Source organism: Micromonospora coerulea, assembly GCF_016598485.1.
In the GTDB taxonomy this organism is placed as follows: Bacteria; Actinomycetota; Actinomycetes; order Mycobacteriales; family Micromonosporaceae; genus Micromonospora; species Micromonospora coerulea.
The window spans coordinates 213,509-233,762 of record NZ_JAEMUW010000001.1; the positions used below are offsets into that span (position 1 = coordinate 213,509).

Annotated in this window: 19 protein-coding genes; 12 read left to right on the forward strand and 7 right to left on the reverse strand. The window is 70.9% G+C overall.

The window, feature by feature from the left end; all coding sequences use genetic code 11:
- Positions 1-681 carry a response regulator gene (locus I8N68_RS01070; protein ID WP_200206456.1) on the forward strand — a complete coding sequence of 227 codons (681 nt, stop codon included), beginning with the start codon at positions 1-3 and terminating at the stop codon, positions 679-681.
- 84 nt (positions 682-765) lie between these two features.
- Here the strand turns inward: I8N68_RS01070 and I8N68_RS01075 are convergent, their stop codons facing one another.
- Positions 766-1,500 (reverse strand): PIG-L deacetylase family protein, encoded by a 735-nt coding sequence (locus tag I8N68_RS01075; protein WP_307812455.1) that lies wholly within the window; start codon positions 1,498-1,500, stop codon positions 766-768.
- A 430-nt stretch (positions 1,501-1,930) separates the two neighbouring features.
- On the opposite strand from I8N68_RS01075, the gene I8N68_RS01080 reads away from it, so the two are divergent.
- The 5 genes from I8N68_RS01080 to I8N68_RS01100 all read left to right on the forward strand — a co-directional run bounded on the left by I8N68_RS01080 (position 1,931) and on the right by I8N68_RS01100 (position 7,717).
- On the forward strand, positions 1,931-3,574 hold the full coding sequence (locus tag I8N68_RS01080; RefSeq protein WP_200206458.1) for a peptide ABC transporter substrate-binding protein: 1,644 nt from the start codon (positions 1,931-1,933) through the stop codon (positions 3,572-3,574).
- Positions 3,575-3,759: 185 nt separating this feature from the next.
- Positions 3,760-4,686: an ABC transporter permease gene (locus I8N68_RS01085; protein WP_200206460.1), complete on the forward strand. Its 927-nt coding sequence runs from the start codon at positions 3,760-3,762 to the stop codon at positions 4,684-4,686.
- Positions 4,679-5,656 (forward strand): ABC transporter permease, encoded by a 978-nt coding sequence (locus I8N68_RS01090; protein ID WP_200206462.1) that lies wholly within the window; start codon positions 4,679-4,681, stop codon positions 5,654-5,656. Before I8N68_RS01085 ends, I8N68_RS01090 begins: the two co-directional genes overlap by 8 nt.
- Before the next feature lie 26 nt (positions 5,657-5,682).
- Positions 5,683-6,711, forward strand: coding sequence for an ABC transporter ATP-binding protein (locus I8N68_RS01095; RefSeq protein WP_200206954.1), 1,029 nt, complete (start codon positions 5,683-5,685; stop codon positions 6,709-6,711).
- On the forward strand, positions 6,704-7,717 hold the full coding sequence (locus tag I8N68_RS01100; RefSeq protein WP_200206465.1) for an ABC transporter ATP-binding protein: 1,014 nt from the start codon (positions 6,704-6,706) through the stop codon (positions 7,715-7,717). The genes I8N68_RS01095 and I8N68_RS01100 overlap by 8 nt, the downstream gene beginning before the upstream one ends.
- A 96-nt stretch (positions 7,718-7,813) precedes the next feature.
- On the opposite strand, the gene I8N68_RS01105 is transcribed toward I8N68_RS01100, so the two are convergent.
- Positions 7,814-8,167 carry a chorismate mutase gene (locus I8N68_RS01105; RefSeq protein WP_200206468.1) on the reverse strand — a complete coding sequence of 118 codons (354 nt, stop codon included), beginning with the start codon at positions 8,165-8,167 and terminating at the stop codon, positions 7,814-7,816.
- A 306-nt stretch (positions 8,168-8,473) separates the two neighbouring features.
- On the opposite strand from I8N68_RS01105, the gene pcrA reads away from it, so the two are divergent.
- A complete protein-coding gene (pcrA, locus tag I8N68_RS01110) occupies positions 8,474-10,978 on the forward strand; it encodes a DNA helicase PcrA (RefSeq protein ID WP_234038307.1) in 2,505 nt (834 codons plus the stop codon).
- A gap of 54 nt (positions 10,979-11,032) precedes the next feature.
- Here the strand turns inward: pcrA and I8N68_RS01115 are convergent, their stop codons facing one another.
- Complete coding sequence (locus I8N68_RS01115; RefSeq protein ID WP_200206470.1) at positions 11,033-11,806, reverse strand: M23 family metallopeptidase; 774 nt, start codon at positions 11,804-11,806, stop codon at positions 11,033-11,035.
- Positions 11,807-12,067: 261 nt separating this feature from the next.
- Positions 12,068-12,778: a M23 family metallopeptidase gene (locus I8N68_RS01120; RefSeq protein WP_200206472.1), complete on the reverse strand. Its 711-nt coding sequence runs from the start codon at positions 12,776-12,778 to the stop codon at positions 12,068-12,070.
- A 388-nt stretch (positions 12,779-13,166) separates the two neighbouring features.
- Between I8N68_RS01120 and icmB the strand changes: the two genes are divergently transcribed.
- The 4 genes from icmB to sucD all read left to right on the forward strand — a co-directional run bounded on the left by icmB (position 13,167) and on the right by sucD (position 17,247).
- Positions 13,167-13,571: a coenzyme B12-dependent isobutyryl CoA mutase small subunit gene (icmB, locus tag I8N68_RS01125; protein WP_200206474.1), complete on the forward strand. Its 405-nt coding sequence runs from the start codon at positions 13,167-13,169 to the stop codon at positions 13,569-13,571.
- An 896-nt stretch (positions 13,572-14,467) separates the two neighbouring features.
- Entirely contained in the window at positions 14,468-14,998 is a 531-nt protein-coding gene (locus tag I8N68_RS01130) for a hypothetical protein (RefSeq protein ID WP_200206476.1), read from the forward strand.
- Between the two features lie 180 nt (positions 14,999-15,178).
- Positions 15,179-16,357: an ADP-forming succinate--CoA ligase subunit beta gene (gene sucC, locus I8N68_RS01135; RefSeq protein WP_200206478.1), complete on the forward strand. Its 1,179-nt coding sequence runs from the start codon at positions 15,179-15,181 to the stop codon at positions 16,355-16,357.
- A 2-nt stretch (positions 16,358-16,359) separates the two neighbouring features.
- Entirely contained in the window at positions 16,360-17,247 is an 888-nt protein-coding gene (sucD, locus tag I8N68_RS01140; RefSeq protein ID WP_200206481.1) for a succinate--CoA ligase subunit alpha, read from the forward strand.
- Between the two features lie 58 nt (positions 17,248-17,305).
- Here the strand turns inward: sucD and I8N68_RS01145 are convergent, their stop codons facing one another.
- The gene (locus I8N68_RS01145) at positions 17,306-17,572 is read right to left on the reverse strand and encodes a DUF4190 domain-containing protein (RefSeq protein ID WP_200206483.1); all 267 of its coding nucleotides are present in this window, start codon (positions 17,570-17,572) and stop codon (positions 17,306-17,308) included.
- A gap of 160 nt (positions 17,573-17,732) precedes the next feature.
- On the opposite strand from I8N68_RS01145, the gene I8N68_RS01150 reads away from it, so the two are divergent.
- Entirely contained in the window at positions 17,733-19,064 is a 1,332-nt protein-coding gene (locus tag I8N68_RS01150; protein WP_200206486.1) for a cell division protein PerM, read from the forward strand.
- Between the two features lie 142 nt (positions 19,065-19,206).
- Here I8N68_RS01150 and I8N68_RS01155 read toward each other — a convergent pair whose 3' ends face one another.
- Together I8N68_RS01155 and I8N68_RS01160 are read right to left on the reverse strand one after the other, a co-directional pair.
- The gene (locus I8N68_RS01155) at positions 19,207-19,833 is read right to left on the reverse strand and encodes a DUF4190 domain-containing protein (RefSeq protein ID WP_200206491.1); all 627 of its coding nucleotides are present in this window, start codon (positions 19,831-19,833) and stop codon (positions 19,207-19,209) included.
- A gap of 36 nt (positions 19,834-19,869) precedes the next feature.
- Entirely contained in the window at positions 19,870-20,166 is a 297-nt protein-coding gene (locus I8N68_RS01160; protein WP_200206494.1) for a CD225/dispanin family protein, read from the reverse strand.
- Positions 20,167-20,254: the final 88 nt, after the last annotated feature.

Here is a 20,254-nt window from a genome sequence, read left to right on the forward strand (position 1 = left end):
ATGGCCGAGCACGGACCGGTCGAGGGGGCGCAGCCCCGGGACGGGCGGCTGCGGGTGTTCCTCGTCGACGACCACGCGATGTTCCGGGCGGGCGTCCGCGCCGAGCTCGGCGTCCACGTCGAGGTGGTGGGCGAGGCGAGCACGGTGGCCGAGGCGGTCACCCGGATCGCCGCCACCCAGCCCGACGTGGTGCTGCTGGATGTGCACATGCCGGACGGCGGTGGCCGGGCGGTGCTGGACGCGATGCGGCGGACCCATCCGCAGGTGAAGTTCCTGGCGCTGAGCGTGTCGGATGCGGCCGAGGACGTGATCGGGCTGATCCGGGCCGGCGCGCGGGGGTACGTGACCAAGACCATCTCGCCGGACGAGCTGACCGACGCCATCCGGCGGGTGGCCGACGGCGACGCGGTGTTCAGCCCGCGGCTGGCCGGGTTCGTGCTGGACGCGTTCGCGGCCCGGCCGGACGCGCCGGTGGCCGATCCGGAGCTGGATCAGCTCACCAACCGGGAGCGGGAGGTGCTCCGGCTGCTGGCCCGCGGGTACGCGTACAAGGAGATCGCCAAGGAGCTGTTCATCTCGATCAAGACGGTCGAGACGCACGTGTCGAACGTGCTCCGCAAGCTCCAGATGTCCAACCGGTACGAGCTGTCCCGGTGGGCGGCGGACCGTCGCCTGGTGTGAGCCGCGCCCGCCCGTGCGGCGAGGTGGACGTCCCGTGACGAGGCCCTGACCGTTTCCGCCCAGGCCGTCGGCGCCGACGGCCGGTCACTCGGTACGCAGCACGGTGAACGCCTCGGCGAGCCGGCCGGCGGGCAGGCCGGCGTTGTCCGCGACCGTGGTGAGCCGGTCGCGGATCCAGGTCTCCACGTCGAAGTGTGCGGTCTGCGAGCGGTGCGCCCGCATCGCGGCGATCTTCCGGTCGACGTGCGGGGTGATGTCCACGGCGTGGTCCGGGCCGGGGCCGCCGGCGTACCAGATCTCCCGGACCACCCACGGTTCCAGCCCTTCGGCGAGCAACTCGGGGAAGGCGAAGCGGTTGCGGGCGTCCGGGTAGACCGCGCAGGTGACGGCCTCGCCGACGGCCAGGTGGTCGGGATGGCTCGGACCGGTGAGGTGCTCCCAGCGCCGCAGCGGCGAACTGGTGAGCACCCGGTCCGGCCGGAACCGCCGGATCGCCGCGGTGATCTGTCGGCGCAGGTCGAGGCTGGGGGTGAGGAGCCCGTCGCGGTGACCGTCGAGGAAGTCGACCCGGTGCACCCCGACCGCGGCGGCCGCGGCCCGCTGCTCCCGCTCGCGTAGCTGCGGCATCTCCTCGCGCGGTGTGTCGTCGAAGCCGCCGGAGTCACCGCGGGTCACGACGAGGTAGGCGACCTCCACGCCATCCTCCACCCAGCCGGCAATGGTGCCCGCACAGCCGAAGTCGACATCATCCGGATGGGCAAATACGGCCAGTGCCCGCTGGACGTCGGGCAGCACCGGAGCGGAGGCAGGGAAGCTCACAGCGACCGAGCCTACGGGGCGGTTCCGCCCGTCGTGACCATGTCTTACCTGTTCAAAGCGCTACGAGCAGCGTGTTTCATGATCTTTTCTCAAGTATCGGCAACGTGGCAACCAACTAACGGCTTGATAACGGCACCTTCACGGAATGGGCCGGTGAGTGTCACAGTGGCAACACCTCACCCCCGGTGTGGGGCACCCCGTCGGGCCCGCCGACCACGTGACGTCGCCTTATTGTCGCCGAGCGTGGCTGTCGACCCTGCGCGGTGCCTTGTGGCGAGGGTGTGGTGCCCGGCGGATCGGTACCCCTGGGGTGTCCCGATTTCCCCTGCGGTAAACCGCCGGCCTGTGGTTCGGGCCGGTGGCGGCGTCACCCCCCATACGTGCGTGAAACCCACGACGGAACCAGGTTAGAAAGAGGAGGCCCCTCGGTATGAGAGTCTCGAAGCGGGCGAGCGGCGCCCTCGCGGTGGGCGCGGCATTCGCGCTCGTCGCGTCCGGCTGCTCGAACAGCGACGGCGGCAACGGCAGCGACGCCGGCGCCACCAAGGACGGCGCGATCACCATCCACGGCGTCCAGCCGGAGAACCCCCTGGTTCCGGCGAACACCACCGAGACCGGTGGCGGCAAGATCATCGACGACATGTGGACCGGTCTGGTCGAGTACCCGAACGACGGTGGGGCGCCGCGCAACGCGCTGGCCGAGTCCATCGAGACCAAGGACTCGAAGGTCTTCACCATCAAGATCAAGAAGGGTACCAAGTTCCACGACGGTACCGAGGTGAAGGCGAAGAACTTCGTCGACGCCTGGAACTGGGCCGCCTACACGCCGAACGGCGCCGCGAACGGCAGCTTCTTCTCCGACATCGCCGGCTTCGACCAGGTCACCTCGGTCGACCCGGACGAGGACGGCCCGCAGAAGGCCCCGAAGCCGGCCGCCGACAAGATGTCGGGCCTGAAGGTCGTCGACGAGCAGACCTTCGAGGTCACCCTGTCGGCGCCGACCGCGGTCTTCCCGACCAAGCTCGGCTACAGCGCCTTCATGCCGCTGCCGGACGTGTTCTTCACCCAGAAGCCCGAGGCGTTCGGCAAGAACCCGATCGGCAACGGCCCGGTGAAGTTCGTGTCGTGGGAGGACAACGTCGCGATCAAGCTGACGCGGTTCGACGACTACAACCTGCGCGACAAGGTGAAGGTCAAGGACGTCACCGTCAAGCTCTACCAGAGCGAGGACGCTGCCTACGCTGACCTGCTGGGCAACAACCTCGACTTCATGGAGACCATCCCGACCTCCGCGCTGGCCGGCGAGAAGTACAAGACCGACCTGGGCGACCGGGCGAAGTCGACGGTCACCCCGACGACCGCGTTCATCGCGTTCCCGATCTACGACAAGCGCTTCGCCAACCCGAAGCTGCGCCGGGCCGTCTCGATGTCGATCGACCGGCAGGCCATCTCCGACAAGATCTTCTTCGGCACCCGCAAGCCGGCCGACAGCTGGGCCAACCCGCTCACCCCGGGCGCCCCGGCCGGTAACTGCACCGCCTGCAAGTTCGACGCGACGCAGGCCAAGGCGCTCCTCCAGGAGGCCGGTGGCTTCCAGGGCGAGATGGTCTTCTACTACAACGCCGACTCCAGCCACAAGGACTGGATGGAGGCCGTTGCCCAGCAGGTCAAGACCAACCTCGGCATCAACGCTCGCGCCGAGGGCATCCCGACCTTCGCGGTGTTCCGCCAGAACATCAACGCCCACAAGATGACCGGCCCGTACCGTGCCGCCTGGCAGCAGGACTACCCGGACGTCGAGAACTGGGTGAACCCGCTCTACGTCAAGGGTGGTTCCTCCAACGACGGCCTCTACAGCAACCCCGAGGTCGACGCCCTGGCCAAGGCCGCCAGCGGTGCCGAGAACCTGGAGGCTTCGCACCAGAAGTTCGGCGAGGCGCTCCAGAAGGTCGACGCTGACGTGCCGACCATCCCGGTCTACTTCTACGGCCAGCAGTCCGGCCACTCGGAGAAGATCAAGAAGCTCGAGCTGAACAACGTCGGCGAGCTGGACCTCTCTTCGGTCGAACTCTGATCCGAACGGTCTGACCCCGGGTCGGGTCCGCCACATCCGGTGGGCCCGACCCGGGGCCGTTCCGCGAGCGGGTGTTACAACATCTCCTCGCACGCTGTCGCGAGCGGGGTGTCACCACATCCTTCCTCGCACGCTGTCACCATCGTGTCGGCCGCCGACGCACCCCTTGTCTGGAGGACCACCCCATGGGCCGCTATCTCGTGAGACGGCTGCTCCAACTTGTGCCGGTCTTCATCGGCACGACGTTCCTGATCTACTGGCTCGTCTGGGCCGTGCCCGGCGACCCGTTCGCCGGCAAATGCGGTGAGCGTCGGTGCCCGCCGGAGTACGTCGCCGCCCTCACCGAGAAGTACCACCTCAACGAGAACGTCTTCGTTCAGTACACGATCTACATGAAGAGCCTCCTCCAGGGGGACTTCGGCACGACCTACAGCGGCCGGTCGATCAACGACATCATCGCCACCGCGTACCCGAACACACTCAAGCTGGCCGTTGTCGCCCTGGCGATCGAGGCGATCATCGGCCTCACCGCCGGCGTGCTGACCGGTCTGCGCCGCAACGGCTTCCTGGACAACCTGGTCCTGGTCTCCAGCCTGTTCCTGATCGCGCTGCCGGTCTTCGTCGTCGGCTTCGTGCTTCAGTGGACCTTCGGGGTGCAGTGGAAGATCGTCACGCCGACCGTCTCCAGCGAGATGCCGTTCTCCGAACTGCTCATCCCGGGCTTCGTGCTGGGCAGCGCCTCGATGGCGTACATCGCCCGGGTGTCGCGGACGAGCATCGCCGAGAACCGGCGGGCCGACTACGTGCGCACCGCGATCGCCAAGGGCCTGCCGATGCGCCGGGTGGTCGGGGTGCACCTGCTGCGAAACTCGTTGATCCCGGTGGTCACGCTGCTCGGCACCGACCTCGGCGCGCTGATGGGTGGTGCGATCGTCACCGAGGGCATCTTCGGTATCAACGGCATCGGTCGACAGGTCTACCGGTCGATCGTCACCAAGGAGAGCGCTACCGTTGTCTCCATCGTGGTGGTGCTGGTGCTGGTCTACCTGCTGATGAACCTGCTGGTCGACCTGCTCTACGCCGCCCTGGACCCGAGGATCCGTTATGAGTGACCCCTCCGCCGCGTCGATCGTCAGCACTCCCCGCCCGGAGCAGCCGACCCAGATCGGTGCCCCCACCAACGCCGGCCTGCCGGAGAGCGCCCGCAACGAGAAGCCGCGTGGCCTCCTCGGTGACGCCTGGCGCGACCTGCGCCGCAAGCCGCTCTTCTGGATCTCTTCCGCGTTGATCCTGCTGTTCATCGTGATGGCGGCCTTCCCGTCGCTGTTCACCTCCGGTGACGCCGTGAACGGTTCGCTGGAGAACAGCCTCGGCAAGCCCTCCGCCCACGCCTTGTTCGGGTACGACGTGCAGGGCCGTGACGTCTTTGCCCGGACCATCTACGGCGCTCGGGCTTCGATCCTCGTAGCGCTCCTCTCCGTCGCCGGCACCATGCTGGTCGGTGGCGTGATGGGCGTCATCTCCGGATACCGGGGCGGCTGGGTGGACTCGCTGCTCTCCCGGGTCGCCGACGTCTTCTTCGGCCTGCCGTTCGTGCTCGGTGCCATCGTCATCCTGACGACCTTCAACGGCTCGGGCAGCAACAACAGCAAGACGAAGATCATGGGTCTGGTCATCGCGTCGCTGGTCATCTTGAGCTGGCCGGTCGTGATGCGGCTGATGCGCTCGTCGGTGCTGGCCACCAGGGAGGCGGACTACATCGTCGCCGCCCGGGCGCTCGGCGCCGGTACGGGCCGGATCATCCTCAAGCACCTGCTGCCGAACTGTCTCGCGCCGCTGCTGGTGTACTCGACGATCATGGTCGGTTCGTTCATCGGCGCGGAGGCCACGCTCTCCTTCCTGGGCGTCGGCCTGAAGAGCCCGGTGGTGTCGTGGGGCATCATGATCAGTGAGGCGCAGAACTACCTCCGCGTCGCGCCGAACCTGCTCTTCTTCCCCGCCGCGTTCCTCGTCGCCGCCGTGCTGAGCTTCGTCATGCTCGGCGAGGCGGTCCGCGAGGCCCTCGACCCGAAGCTCCGATAGGGGAGACTGAGTTGTCCGACATTCTCGTGTCCGAGCAGTCCGCGCCCGGCGCCGACGGATCCGGCCGCCCCTCGGGTCGGCTGCTCGAGGTCGACGACCTGCGGGTGGAGTTCCGCACCCGGGACGGCGTCGCCAAGGTCATCAACGGGGTCACGTACCACGTCGACGCGGGGGAGACCCTCGCCGTGCTCGGCGAGTCCGGCTCCGGCAAGAGCGTCACCGCGCAGACCATCATGGGCATCCTGGACATGCCGCCCGGCTTCGTCACCGGCGGTCAGGTCCGCTTCCACGGCAGGGACATGCTCACCATGTCCGCCGAGGAGCGCCGCCGCATCCGCGGCGAGGGCATCGCGATGATCTTCCAGGACTCGCTCTCCGCGCTGAACCCGGTGTTCACCGTCGGGTTCCAGATCGCCGAGCAGTTCCGGATCCGCCGCGGCATGGGCCGCGCGGACGCCAAGAAGCGCGCGATCGAGATGCTCGACCAGGTCAAGATCCCGAACGCCAAGGGCCGGTTCAGCAACTACCCGCACCAGTTTTCCGGCGGTATGCGGCAGCGCGCGATGATCGCGATGTCGCTGGCGCTCGACCCCGAGGTGCTGATCGCGGACGAGCCGACCACCGCGCTGGACGTGACCGTGCAGGCCCAGATCATGGACCTGCTCGGCGAGCTCCAGCGGGAGCGGCAGATGGGCATGATCCTGATCACCCACGACCTCGGCGTGGTCGCCGACGTCGCGGACCGGATCGCGGTCATGTACGCCGGCCGGATCGTCGAGGAAGCCGACGTGTACGACCTGTACGCCAAGCCGGCGCACCCGTACACCCTCGGCCTGCTCGACTCGATCCCTCGGATGGACGAGAAGGGGCAGGAGCTCCGCACCATCAAGGGCCTGCCGCCGAACCTCATGAACATCCCGCCGGGCTGCCCGTTCAACCCGCGCTGCCCCATGGCGCAGCCGGTGTGCCGGGAGAAGGTGCCCCCGCTGCTGCAGATCGGCAGCGGCCGGGCCAGCGCCTGCCACTTCGCTGAGGAGCTCGTGAACCGTGACTGAGAACATCATCGAGGTCCGTGACCTGGTCAAGCACTACCCGGTCACCCAGGGCATCGTGTTCAAGAAGACCGTGGGTCAGGTCAAGGCGGTCGACGGCGTCTCCTTCGAGCTGAAGACGGGCGAAACCCTCGGCGTCGTGGGCGAGTCCGGCTGCGGCAAGTCGACACTCGCCCGGGTCCTGATGAACCTGGAGAAGCCGACCGGCGGCAGCGTGCACTACAAGGGCCAGGACATCTCCAAGCTCTCCGGCGGCGCGCTGCGGCGACTGCGCCGGCAGATCCAGCTGGTGATGCAGGACCCGTACACCTCGCTGAACCCGCGGATGACGGTCGGTGACCTGATCGGCGAGCCGTTCGAGATCCACTCGGAGGTGGCGCCGAAGGGCAGCCGCCGGGGCAAGGTCAAGGAACTGCTCGACCTGGTCGGCCTCAACCCGGAACACATCAACCGGTACCCGCACCAGTTCTCCGGCGGACAGCGCCAGCGCATCGGCATCGCCCGGGCCCTGGCCCTGCGGCCGGAGGTCATCGTCTGCGACGAGCCGGTCTCGGCCCTGGACGTGTCGATCCAGGCGCAGGTGATGAACCTGCTGGAGAAGCTCCAGAACGAGTTCGGCCTGTCGTACGTCTTCATCGCCCACGACCTGTCGGTCGTGCGCCACCTCTCCGACCGGGTCGCGGTGATGTACCTGGGCAAGATGGTGGAGGTCGGCACCGAGGACGAGATCTACGAGCGGCCGACCCACCCGTACACCCAGGCGCTGCTCTCGGCGGTGCCGGTGCCGGACCCGACGCTGCGCGACAACAAGGCGATCATCCGGCTCACCGGTGACGTCCCGTCCCCGATCAGCCCGCCCTCGGGCTGCCGGTTCCGCACCCGCTGCTGGAAGGCGCAGGACGTCTGCGCCCAGCAGGTGCCGCTGCTGGAGATCCGGCGGGGCTCGGACCACCCGAGCGCCTGCCACTTCGCGGAGAAGCGCGCGATCGTCGCCACCCACCAGGCGTGATCCACCCGGACCGCCTGCCAGCGTCAGCCCGACGCCGGCAGGCGGTCCGTCGTATCCGGGGCCGGTCGCGCCGGCGCGCGCTCTGCGCCCGCTGCCTCACAGCGGGCCGCGGCCGGCGCGGAGCAGCAGCAGCGCGAGCTGGGTCCCGTCGGCGCCGAGCGCCTCCCGGAACCGCTCCAGGATCTCCCGCTCCCGGGAGAGCACCAGCCGGGTGCCGCCGGAGGCGAGCCGGGTGGCACCCACCTCCTGCGAGAGGGCGGCCCGTTCCTGCCACAGCGCGATGATGGTCCGGTCGATCTCGTCGATCCGTTCCCGGATCGCCACGATCCGCTCGGCGGCCGCCGAGTCGCCGGTGCCGGTCCGGGCGGTCGCGGCCGCCGTCGGACCCGTGTCGGCCCGGTCGTGGTTGCTCGCCAGGCTGCCGCTCTGCTCCGCCACGTCAGTCATCATCGTCGTACCCCTCGGGTGTCGGGCCCGGTGCCCGGATCCCGGGACGAAAAAGCCCCGGGCTCTCCGAGCCCGGGGCTTTCGCAGGTCTGTTGATCAGGCGCGACCTACGGCTGCCGGACTCCCGGTGCCGTAGTAAAAGTAGAAGCGCTGATCGAACACGCGTCGAGTATGCCGACCACCGCCGGGGCGCGCAAGGATTTCCGCCAACAGGTGGGACGGGCCGGTTCCCGCCCCGATGACGGCTTCGTCTCGTCGGGGCGTGCGCGGGCGGGAAGTGTCCGTCCGGCGGCATAGACTCGCCGTGCGATGCATCCTCTCTTCGACATCCCCGCGTCCCCGCCCGCGCCGGAGCCGACCCCGCCGCACCGGCCCGGGTCCTACGACGACTCCAGCTCGGCTGGCGGCCATAATTCGGCCTCCGCGCCGCTAGGCGGCGCTCCGGACCGAGTGAAGGCCGGTCTGTCGCCGCGCCGTGACCTGGCGCCGTCGGCCCGGCTGGATCCGCAGGCCCTCCTCGCCGGGCTGAACGGTCCGCAGCGTGACGCCGTCACGCACTCCGGCTCGCCCCTGCTGATCGTGGCCGGTGCCGGCTCCGGCAAGACCCGGGTGCTGACCAACCGGATCGCGTACCTGCTCGCCGCACGGGACGTGCACCCGGGCGAGATCATCGCGATCACCTTCACCAACAAGGCCGCCGGTGAGATGAAGGAGCGGGTGGCCGCCCTGGTCGGCCCGCGGGCCCGGCTGATGTGGGTATCGACCTTCCACTCCGCCTGTGTCCGGATCCTGCGCGCCGAGCACGAGCACGCCGGGCTGAAGTCGACGTTCTCGATCTACGACGCGGACGACTCGCGCCGGCTGATGCAGATGGTGGCCCGGGAGCTCGACCTCGACCCGAAGCGTTACCCGGCACGCGGGCTGGCCGCCCAGGTCTCCAACCTCAAGAACGAGCTGGTCGACCCGGAGGCGTTCGCCGCCCGGGCCACCGGGCCCAACGAGCGGGCGCTCGCGGAGGCGTACACGCTCTACCAGCGGCGGCTGCGCGAGGCGCACGCGCTGGACTTCGACGATCTGATCATGGCGACGGTGCACCTGCTCCAGTCCCACCCGCACGTCGCGGAGAGCTACCGGCGCCGGTTCCGGCACGTCCTGGTGGACGAATACCAGGACACCAACCACGCCCAGTACGCGCTGATCAAGGAGCTGGTCTCCGGCACCGAGGGGATCGAGCCGGCCGAGCTCTGCGTGGTCGGCGACGCGGACCAGTCGATCTACGCGTTCCGTGGCGCGACCATCCGCAACATCCTCGAGTTCGAGCGGGACTTCACCGACGCCCGGACGATCCTGCTGGAGCAGAACTACCGCTCCACCCAGACGATCCTCAACGCCGCCAACGCGGTGATCGACCGGAACACCTCCCGCAAGCCCAAGCGGCTGTGGAGCGACGCCGGGGCGGGTGAGCAGATCGTCGCGTACGTCGCCGACACCGAGCACGCCGAGGCGGACTGGGTGGCCCGGGAGATCGACCGGCTGGTCGACGACGGCGACACCCGGCCCGGCGACATCGCGGTCTTCTACCGCACCAACGCCCAGTCCCGGGTCTTCGAGGAGGTGTTCATCCGGGTCGGCCTGCCGTACAAGGTGGTCGGCGGGGTGCGCTTCTACGAGCGCAAGGAGGTCCGCGACGCGCTGGCCTACCTGCGCGCGGTGGTCAACGACGACGACACGGTCAGCCTGCGCCGGATCCTCAACACCCCGCGTCGGGGCATCGGCGACCGGGCCGAGGCGTGCGTGGAGGCGCTCTCCAGTCGGGACCGGATCTCCTTCGGGGCGGCGCTGCGCCGGGCCAAGGACGCGCCCGGCATCTCCACCCGCGCGGCCAACGGCATCGCCGACTTCGTGGCGCTGCTCGACGGCGCCCGGGAACTGGCCGAGACCGGCACCCCGGAGGAGGTGCTGGAGGCGCTGCTGACCCGCTCGGGCTACCTGACCGAGCTGGAGGAGAGCCTCGACCCGCAGGACGCCGGCCGGGTGGACAACCTCCAGGAACTGGTCAGTGTCGCCCGGGAGTACACCGAGCGGATCGAGGCGCTGGGGGAGGAGGGGGAGCGGGCCACCCTGGCCGGCTTCCTGGAGCAGGTGGCGCTGGTCGCCGACGCCGACCAGATCCCCTCCGACGACCCGGACCACCAGGGCGTGGTCACCCTGATGACCCTGCACACCGCCAAGGGCCTCGAATTCCCGGTGGTCTTCCTGACCGGCCTGGAGGACGGCGTCTTCCCGCACCTGCGCTCGCTCGGCGACACCCGCGAACTGGAGGAGGAGCGCCGGCTCGCGTACGTGGGCATCACCCGGGCCCGGCAGCGGCTCTACCTGTCCCGATCGGTCACCCGCTCGGCCTGGGGGCAGCCGGCCTACAACCCGCCGTCGCGGTTCCTCGAGGAGCTGCCGCCGGATCTGGTTCGCTGGGAGCGCACCGAGGGGTCGTACACCTCCTGGGCCGGCGGGGGCGGCGGCGTCGGCGGCCGCGCGGACCGCGTGCCCGGCGGGCGGGGCGGCTTCACCGGGGGCACCCCGAAGGCGGCGCAGCTGGCGAAGCGGCTCGGCGTGGACGGCAGCCGGTTGGCCACCGCCAGCGAGCTGCCCCAGGGGCCGAAGGTGGCGGCCGGCGACCGGGTCAACCACCAGCGGTACGGCCTGGGTCGGGTACTCGCGGTGGAGGGGCACGGCCACGGCGCCCGGGCGCAGATCGACTTCGGCGACCAGACCATGTGGCTGGTGCTCCGGCACGCCCCGATCGACAAGCTCTGAACGACGAGGCCCGGCCCGGCGACGCCGGACCGGGCCCTTCCTCGTGCGTGACCGTCAGCAGGCCACGTCGATGCCCCGGGCGCGCAGGAACGGCGCCGGGTCGATCTGGTTCCACATCGCGGCCTTGTGCACCTCGAAGTGCAGGTGCGGGCCGGTGGAGTCCCCCGTGGAGCCCTCGTAGCCGATCACCTCACCGGCGCTGACCTTCTCGCCGACGGTGACCTTCAGGCTGCTCTGGTGGGCGTAGTGGGTGAGGTAGCCGTTGCCGTGGTCGATGAAGACGGAGTTGCCGTACCCGTCGCCGGCGTCGCCGGCCTTGACCACGGTGCCCGCGGCGGCGGCGTGGATCGGGGTGCCGGCCGGCATCGCGAAGTCGATGCCGGCGTGCAGGGTGCCCCAGCGCGCCCCGTAGCAGGAGGTGATCTGGGCGCCCTTCATCGGGATCACCCAGGTGGGCTTCGGCGCGCTGGTCCTCTTCGGCTTCGGCTTGGCGGTGGCCGCCGGCTTCGACGACGTCGTGCTGGCCGCCGAGGGGCTCGGCGTCGGGCTGGCCGGGGTCGCGGACGGGGTGACCGGGGCGGTCGACTCGCGGACGGAGCGGTCGGCGCGGGCGGCGGCCTCGGCGCGGGCCTGGGCGTCGAAGTCCACGGCGGCGGGGGTCGGGGTGGCGTGGTCGGCGGTGGCGACGGAGACGCCACCGAGGCCGAGGCCGACCAGGGCCAGCGCGCCGACGAGGAAGTATGTGGTGCGCCGGCCCGTGCGCTTGGGCAACCGGTGCCGGGGGATGTCCCGGGTGTTCTCGTTCTGGACGGAGCTGTCTTCCTGCACGTCGGACCTTCACAGTCGAGGGGCACTTGACCTCGAAATACTGGTGTCGGCCCGGCCGGCGCCGGGTACGGGCTCCGGTGGACGACCGGGGCGGCTGGTGGCTCCTGCCCTGTTACATCCCGTTTCAGGTGATCTGATCCCGAAAAGGATCATGTTCGGCTATGCCTCCGGTCACAGTTGTTGATGTGACCCAGCAGACTTCGGGGCGCAAAAAACCGCCCGGATCGCGTGATCCGGGCGGTCAACGGGCGATACGGAGCGTCAGGACGCGCCTACCTCGCTGAAATATGTGTCGACCCCTAGCTGGATGTCCACTCCCCGGTCCTCCAGCCACGGCAGCGGGTCCAGTGGCTTGCCGTTGACATGGATCTCCAGGTGCAGGTGCGAGCCGTAGGAGTGGCCGGTGTTGCCGACCAGGCCGAGTTGGTCGCCCGCCTTGACCTGCTGACCCTCCTTGACGCTCACCGCGGAGGAGTGGCCGTAGATGGCCTCGCTGCCGTCCGGGTGCTGCACGATCACGGCGTAGCCGTAGCCACCGAACCAGCCGGCCTTGGTGACCGTGCCGCCGTGGATCGCCACGTACGGCGTGCCCTCGGGGACGACCAGGTCGATGCCGGTGTGCAGCTTGCCCCAACGCATGCCGTAGGAGGACTTGAAGTCGTAGCCCTGCAGTGGGAGCGTCCAGGCCTGCTCCGCGTCGGCCTTGCTGTCGGTCCGGCTGTCGCGGGTGACGGCGTCCGCCGCGTCCGCCCGGGCGGCGGCGTCCTGGCTGGTGATCGACGCCTGCTTGAGCTCGTCGAGGACCGACGGGCTGACGCTCTTGGCGTCCGGAAGGGCGTTCGCGCCGAGGGCGACGATGCCGGCACCGACGAAGGCGGTGGTGACGACCGCCGCGTAGCGGCTCCGCGGGGGGGTGGGTACGCGGCGGCGGCCGCGATATCTATCGGGCTCAGACGACAGGCGCTGGCGCACGCACACCCTCCGTTGTCGGGGTTCCGAGGCGGTCGGCTGTCGCTCCCGTGAAACTCGGGTGAACGTCGGCTGGCCGCGTCGTCACCCGTCCGTGGACCTGATGACAACCGTGGTCACGTTAGCCAACTGCCACTCCAGTCACAAGCCGAAGCGCCGAATTGGCCTTTCCTTCTGTCCCTTTCCGTCCGTTGATGTCATAGCTCGTGCCGCCGGACGGATGGCCCCACGACCGCCTATTCGTCGCGCACAGTGACCGTTCGGCGGAGGTGTCCGGCTTCCCGCCGCCGCGGTCGGAGGCTATGGGTGCAGCCCGGCTGCCGAGCCTCCGGGCGGCCGGGTTACCGTTCGTTCAGGTGATAGCCGCGGAGCCGGTGAAAGGTGTGCGCTGATGAGCTCTCGAATCCGGGTCGTCGTCGCGAAGCCTGGCCTGGACGGCCACGACCGCGGCGCGAAGGTGGTCGCGCGTGCCCTGCGGGACGCTGGCATGGAGGTCATCTACACCGGTCTGCACCAGACGCCGGAGCAGATCGTGGAGACCGCCATCCAGGAGGACGCCGATGCGGTCGGCCTCTCCGTGCTCTCCGGGGCGCACATGACGCTGTTCAAGCGCGTGCTGGAACTGCTCGCCGAGCGGGACGCCCGGGACATCGTCGTCTTCGGTGGCGGCATCATTCCGGACGCCGACATCCCCGAGCTGGAGCGGCTGGGCGTGGCCAAGATCTTCACGCCGGGCGCCACCACCCAGTCGATCGTCGAGTGGGTCCGGCAGAACGTCGCCCAGCCCGTCGGCTGAGCACCGCCGCCGCAGCACGTCGCGGTCGCGGCCCTCGTACGTCGCGGCCTCGGCCACGGCCCGGTGGGACGTGGCGCGGGTGGCTGGCGGGAGTCGGTGGGCTGACCGGATCCGGGCAGGGGGAGGGGCCGGACGCACCCCTCACACGCCCGGCCCCTCTATGCACGATGCCCCGCCGCCACCCCTCGACCGACAGGGCATCGGCCGTCTCCCGTCCTCGCGCTGAATCAGCGCTCCGACATCAGACTCAACGACGCCCTCGGGGCCGGGTTACGCACCTTCGACAACATCCCCCGGACGGCTGACCGGGGGCCTTCGCCACCCTCCCCGAGCAGGTGCGCCCTCGCGGGGTTGTCCCTGTTCCGCCCGCCGCGTTCGGCGTGGTGGCGGTGTCGCCCCGTCCGTCCGATGGGGACCGGCGAGGTGGCGGGTTGCGCCGGTCGGCCGGGCAGGCGGTCGCGGTGGGTGCGTGGGACCTCGCGGAACCCGTCCGGGCCTTACCCTGTGCCTGCCCCGTACCGCGCCACGCGGTCGACGATCTCCGCCGGGAGTCCGCCGTGACCAATCCGTCGCACCCCCAGTCCGCCAACGGATGGCCCCCCGCGGCCCAGCCGCAGGGTGCGGGGCAGTCGACGCCGCCCGCGAGCTCCGGCGGCTGGCCCCCGCCTTCGGCCGGGCAGCCGGGTGCCGGATGGCCGCCGCAGCAGTCGCCGCCACCCCCGGCGCCGCCAGGGCCTGGCTGGTCGACACCACTGCCGTCGCAGCAGGCGTACCCGGCGAACGGCTGGCCGCCGGCACAACCGCACCCCGGGGCCGGCTGGTCGGCGCCGGGCGCGCCGGCCCAACCGCCGCCGCCGTGGCAGCCCCCGGCGGCCGTGACGGCGAAGCGGATTCCGGTGGACCAGCCTTTCGTCGCCCGACCCAGCCTCCGCAAGCGGGCCCTGGCCCTGGGTGGCCTCTGTCTGCTGATCGGGCTGGTGATGGCCTGTCCGATCGGCGTCGCCGCCGGGGGCGAGAACGGCGATGCGGGACTGCTGCTCATCATCCCGGTGGTCATGCTGGCCTTCGCGCTGCCGGTGGGATTGCAGCTGTGGCTGGTCTCATCCGGTGGTCCGGTGCTCGCGGCCGGTCCGGCCGGGCTCTGGATCAAGACCCGGCCGACCCGGGGCCAGGCGATCTGGCTGCCGTGGGAGGCGGTCGAGCAGATCTATCGACGCCGGTGGGGCCTGGAGAAACTGCTCTGCGTGAAGGCGCGCGATCCGCGGGCCGGCGCCGGGTTGGGCGCGTTCACCGCGCTCGACGCCGGCATGCAGCAGGCCCTCTTCGGCACCGGCTTCACCGCCACGCTCAATTTCGCCGACCGTTCGGAGCAGGAAATCATGGCGGCGGTGCTGCGCCACTCCGCCGGCCGTTGCCGGGTGGCCTGACCGGTCGGCCCGGTGGTTGTGCATTACCGCACACCCCGCACCCGCTCGGTTGCCGCCGGTCCCCATCTCGTTAGGCTGCGGCAAATGACCTGTCTCATCTGATGACAGGCGTCAAACTGATTTTCCAACGCTGGTGGCGGCGCGACGGCGCGCCGCGGAGACGGGACGGGACGCGCAATCGTGGACCTGTACGAGTACCAGGGGCGGGACCTGTTCGAGCGGCACGGCTTGCCCGTGCTCGCCGGCGGCGTCGCCACTACCCCGGAGGAGGCCCGCGCGATCGCCGAACGCCTCGGCGGTCGGGTGGTCGTCAAGGCGCAGGTGAAGGTCGGCGGCCGAGGCAAGGCCGGCGGCGTCAAGCTCGCCGAGGGCGCGGAGGAGACGGTGGCCCGCGCCACCGACATCCTCGGCATGGACATCAAGGGTCACACGGTCCACAAGGTCATGATCACCGTGACCGCGGACGTGGCCGAGGAGTACTACTTCTCGTACCTGCTCGACCGGGCGAACCGCACCTTCCTCTGCATCGCCAGCGTCGCCGGCGGCATGGACATCGAGCAGGTCGCCGCCGAGACCCCGGACAAGGTGGTCAAGGCCCCGATCGACGCCAACACCGGCGTGGACGAGGCGAAGGCCCGCGAGATCGTGGCTGCCGCCGCCTTCCCCGCCGAGGTCGCCGACCAGGTCGTCGACATCGCGGTCAAGCTGTGGCAGGCGTTCGTCGCCGAGGACGCCACGCTGGTCGAGGTGAACCCGCTGGCCAAGAACGCGGACGGCAAGTTGCTGCTGCTCGACGCCAAGGTCACCCTGGACGAGAACGCCGGGTTCCGGCACCCGGACCACGAGGCCCTGGTGGACCAGGCGTCGGTGGACCCGCTGGAGCAGGCCGCCAAGTCCAAGGACCTCAACTACGTCAAGCTCGACGGCGAGGTCGGCATCATCGGCAACGGCGCGGGCCTGGTCATGTCGACCCTGGACGTGGTCGCGTACGCCGGGGAGCGGCACGGCGGCGTCAAGCCGGCGAACTTCCTCGACATCGGCGGCGGCGCGAGCGCCGCGGTGATGGCGAACGGCCTCGAGATCGTGCTCTCCGACCCGTCGGTGAAGAGCGTCTTCGTGAACGTCTTCGGCGGCATCACCGCCTGCGACGAGGTCGCCAACGGCATCATCCAGGCACTGGGGCTGCTCGAGCAGCGGGGCGAGAAGGTCACCAAGCCGCTCGTCGTCCGCCTCGACGGCAACAACGCCGAGGCCGGTCGGGCGATCCTCGACGGCGCGAACAACCCGCTCGTGCAGCGGGTGGACACCATGGACGGCGCGGCCGAGCGGGCCGCCGAGCTGGCAGCTGCGGGGGTCTGATCATGGCTATCTGGCTGACCAAGGACTCCAAGGTCATCGTGCAGGGGATGACCGGTTCCGAGGGTTCCAAGCACACCCGGCGGATGCTCGCCGCGGGCACCAACGTGGTCGGCGGCGTCAACCCGCGCAAGGCGGGCCAGACGGTCGACTTCGACGGCACCGAGCTGCCGGTCTTCGCGTCCGTCGCGGACGCGATGAAGGAGACCGGGGCCGACGTCACGGTCATCTTCGTGCCGCCGCAGTTCACCAAGGGCGCGGTCGTCGAGGCGATCGACGCCGGCATCGACCTGGCCGTGGTGATCACCGAGGGCGTTCCGGTGCACGACACCGCCGCCTTCTGGGCGTACAACGTGGCCAAGGGCGAGCGGACCCGGATCATCGGGCCGAACTGCCCGGGCATCGCCTCGCCGGGTGCCTCCAACGCCGGCATCATCCCGGCCGACATCACCGGCACCGGCCGGATCGGCCTGGTCAGCAAGAGCGGCACGCTGACCTACCAGATGATGTACGAGCTGCGCGACATCGGCTTCTCCACCTGCGTCGGCATCGGCGGTGACCCGATCATCGGCACCACCCACATCGACGCCCTGGCGGCGTTCGAGGCCGACCCGGAGACCGACGCCATCGTGATGATCGGTGAGATCGGCGGCGACGCCGAGGAGCGGGCCGCCGAGTTCATCAAGGCCCACGTCACCAAGCCGGTGGTCGGCTACATCGCCGGCTTCACCGCGCCGCCCGGCAAGACCATGGGTCACGCCGGCGCGATCATCTCCGGCTCGGCGGGCACCGCCGAGGCGAAGAAGGAGGCCCTGGAGGCCGTCGGCGTCAAGGTCGGCAAGACCCCGACCGAGACCGCCAAGCTGATGCGGGAGATCATGTCCGCCGGCTGAACACGTACGTGACGTGCCGAGGGGGTCGACCGGGTCCGGTCGGCCCCCTCGGGCGTCTTCAGTCGTTGTTCCAGAACGGGTAGTTGCCGCTGGCCCGTAGGATCGCGCTGCCGATGATGTTGATCACGCCGAACGCGATGGCCAGGTAACCGAGCACCGGGGACTGCCCGAAGCGCTTGGCGTCCCGCACCGACAGGTAGCCGAAGACGATGCCGAGGATGCCGCAGCAGATCAGGCCGAGGACGATGCCGAGGACGCCCCAGAGCGTGGTGCGGTCCCGGCCGGGGGTCGGCGGCGGTGGCGGCGGCGGATACGGAGCGTTCACGGCTTCCTCCGAGCGGTCGGTGCCGCGACACGAACGGTCGCGCCCTGGGCCGAGGCTAAACCCGACCGGGCCCGGTGAGTCGGTGGATCACCCGAACTCGCCGTCGTCCGGGAGCGGTATCGGACTGCCGCCGCCCGCGCGGCATGCCAGAGTAGAGCTGATGCCACCCGTCACCCCTGACCAGCCCCGCCGTCCCGCCGCCGGAGTCGCCGCCGAGACCCGGCCGCCCGGCCGCGCCCGGCCGGGATCCGGGGTGCCCGTGCCCCGGTCGGGGGAGACGCCGCGCGGCCGGGCGCCGCTGCCCGTCGCCGCCGCGGTCGCCGCCGGCTGGGCGGCCCTCACGTCCTGGTTGCCGGTGACCGTCGTACTCGGCCTGGCCCAGTTCAGTGAGGACGCCGGCTCGCTGCCGGGCGCGCTGCGCACCGGACTGGCCGGCTGGCTGCTCGGCCACGGGGTGCCGCTGGAGACCTCCGCCGGCCCGCTCGGCCTGGCCCCGCTGGCGCTGGCGGCGCTGGCTGTCTGGCGCCTGACCCGGGCCGGGGTGCACGTCAGCCGGGCCATCGGCGCCCGCGCCGGTCGCTCGCCGCGGCAGGCGCTCACCGTCGCGGTCGCGGTCGGCATCGGGTACGCGCTGCTCGGCGCCCTCGCCGCGGTGGTGGTCGGCGCGGGCGGCCCACCGGTGTCCCCGGTCCGGGCGGCGATCACCTTCGCGCTCTTCGGTGCGCTGTCGGCGCTGGTCGGCGCGTTGCGTACCACCGGTGTGTCGGGCCTGCTGGCCCGGCGCTCGCCGCCGCCGCTGCGGGACGGGGTGCGGACCGGCCTGGTCGCCGGGCTGTTGCTGTTGGGTGCGGGCGCCGGGGCGGCCGGCCTGTCGGTGGCGACCGGGGGTGGCGACGCGGCCGACATGATCGGGGCGTACCGGACCGGGGTGGCTGGTCAGGCGGGCATCACCCTGGTCAGCCTCGCGTACGCGCCGAACGCCACCATCTGGTCGGCGAGTTACCTGCTGGGCCCCGGGTTCGCCGTCGGCACCGACACGGCGGTGCGGACCAGTGAGGTCTCCGTCGGTGCGCTGCCGGCCGTACCGCTGCTGGCCGGCCTGCCGCGCGGGCCGATCGACGGGCTGGGCGCCGGGCTGCTCGCGGTGCCGGTGCTGGCCGGCATGGCCGCCGGCTGGTTGCTCGCCCGCCGGCTGCTGCGACTGGCCGCCGAGGACCGGGCAATGGTCGGCTGGGCGTCGCTGCTCGCGCCGGCAGCGCTCGCCGGGCCGGTGGCCGGCGTGCTGCTCGGGCTGGCCGCCGCCGCCTCCGGGGGGCCGCTCGGCGGTGGTCGGCTCGCCGAGATCGGCCCGGTGTCCTGGCAGGTGGCCGGGGTGGCCACCGTGGTGGTGGCGGCCGGCGCGCTGCTGGGCGCCGTCGGCACCAAGCTCCTCGCCCGCTCGCCGGGCCCCGGTCCGACCCCGCGCCGCCCCGCGCCCGCCGCCCGGCCCTGACCGCCCGCGCGCCGTTCCCGACCGCCCGCGCGCCGTTCCCGACCGCCCGTGCCGACCCGCTGCTCACGGCCACCGGCCGGCGGCGTGCCCCGGACACGGCGAGGGGCGCCCGGACGGATCCGGACGCCCCTGTCGAGCCGGGTCAGGAGAAGTTGTTCCAGTTGATGAAGACACCGGCGGTGGCGTTGATGATGCCGAGCACCACGCCGATCGCGCCGCAGATCAGACCCGCCTTGGCCTGGCCCGCGTTGCTCGCCTGGCCCTGCTGGGCCTTCTTCTGGCCGAGCACGCCGAGCACCACGCCGGCGATGCCGGCCGGGATGCCGAGCCCCGGGCAGCAGAGGCCGAGCACGATGGACGCGATACCGGCGATCATGCCGATCAGGCCGAGCGTGTTGTTCTGCCCCTGCGGCATCGGGTAGCCGGCGTTCGGGTAGGTCGGCGCGGCGCCGTAGGGCGGCTGCTGGCCGTACGGGTCCTGGTACGGCTGCTGCCCGTACGGCTGCCCCGAGGTCGGCTGCCCGTACGGCTGGCCCGAGGTGGGCTGGCCGTACGGCTGGCCCGAGGTCGGCGGCTGCCCGTACTGCGGCGCCTGCGGCTGGGCGTACGGGTCCTGCGGCTGACCGTACGGCTGGCCGGCCGGGGGCTGCTGCCCGTACTGCGGCGCCTGCGGGGGCGGGGCGTACGGGTCCTGGTACTGCGGGGCGGTCGGGTCCTGCGGCGGCTGCTGCTCGCCGTACGGGTCCTGACCGGGGTAACCGGGCTGCATTGGAGGGTGCTCCTCAGGCTGGGGGTCGGCGGTCGGTTAGTTCGTGCTGCTGCCACCCATGATCCCGGCCAGGCCCCCGACGAGGCAGCACACCACGATCAGGGCGATCCAGGCGATGCCGACGATGAGGGCCCACTTGGACCACTTGCGGGACTCGGCCGCGGCGGCCTGCGCGCCCGCGTAGTCACCCTGCTGAAGCAGCGGGTTCACCTTGGACGCATTGATGATGGCGGGAATGGCCAGCGGCCAGAACAGGAAGATCGAGACGATCGACATCGTCATGTTGTTGTTGATCGGCGGCGGCGGCTGCTGCTGCGGGTAACCGGGCTGCATGGGGGCGTACTCCTCGGTCCATCGGCACGCGGCGGTGCCGGTTCACTGACGGGTGCGGGGCCGGGCCTACGCCGGGCACCGAGCGACC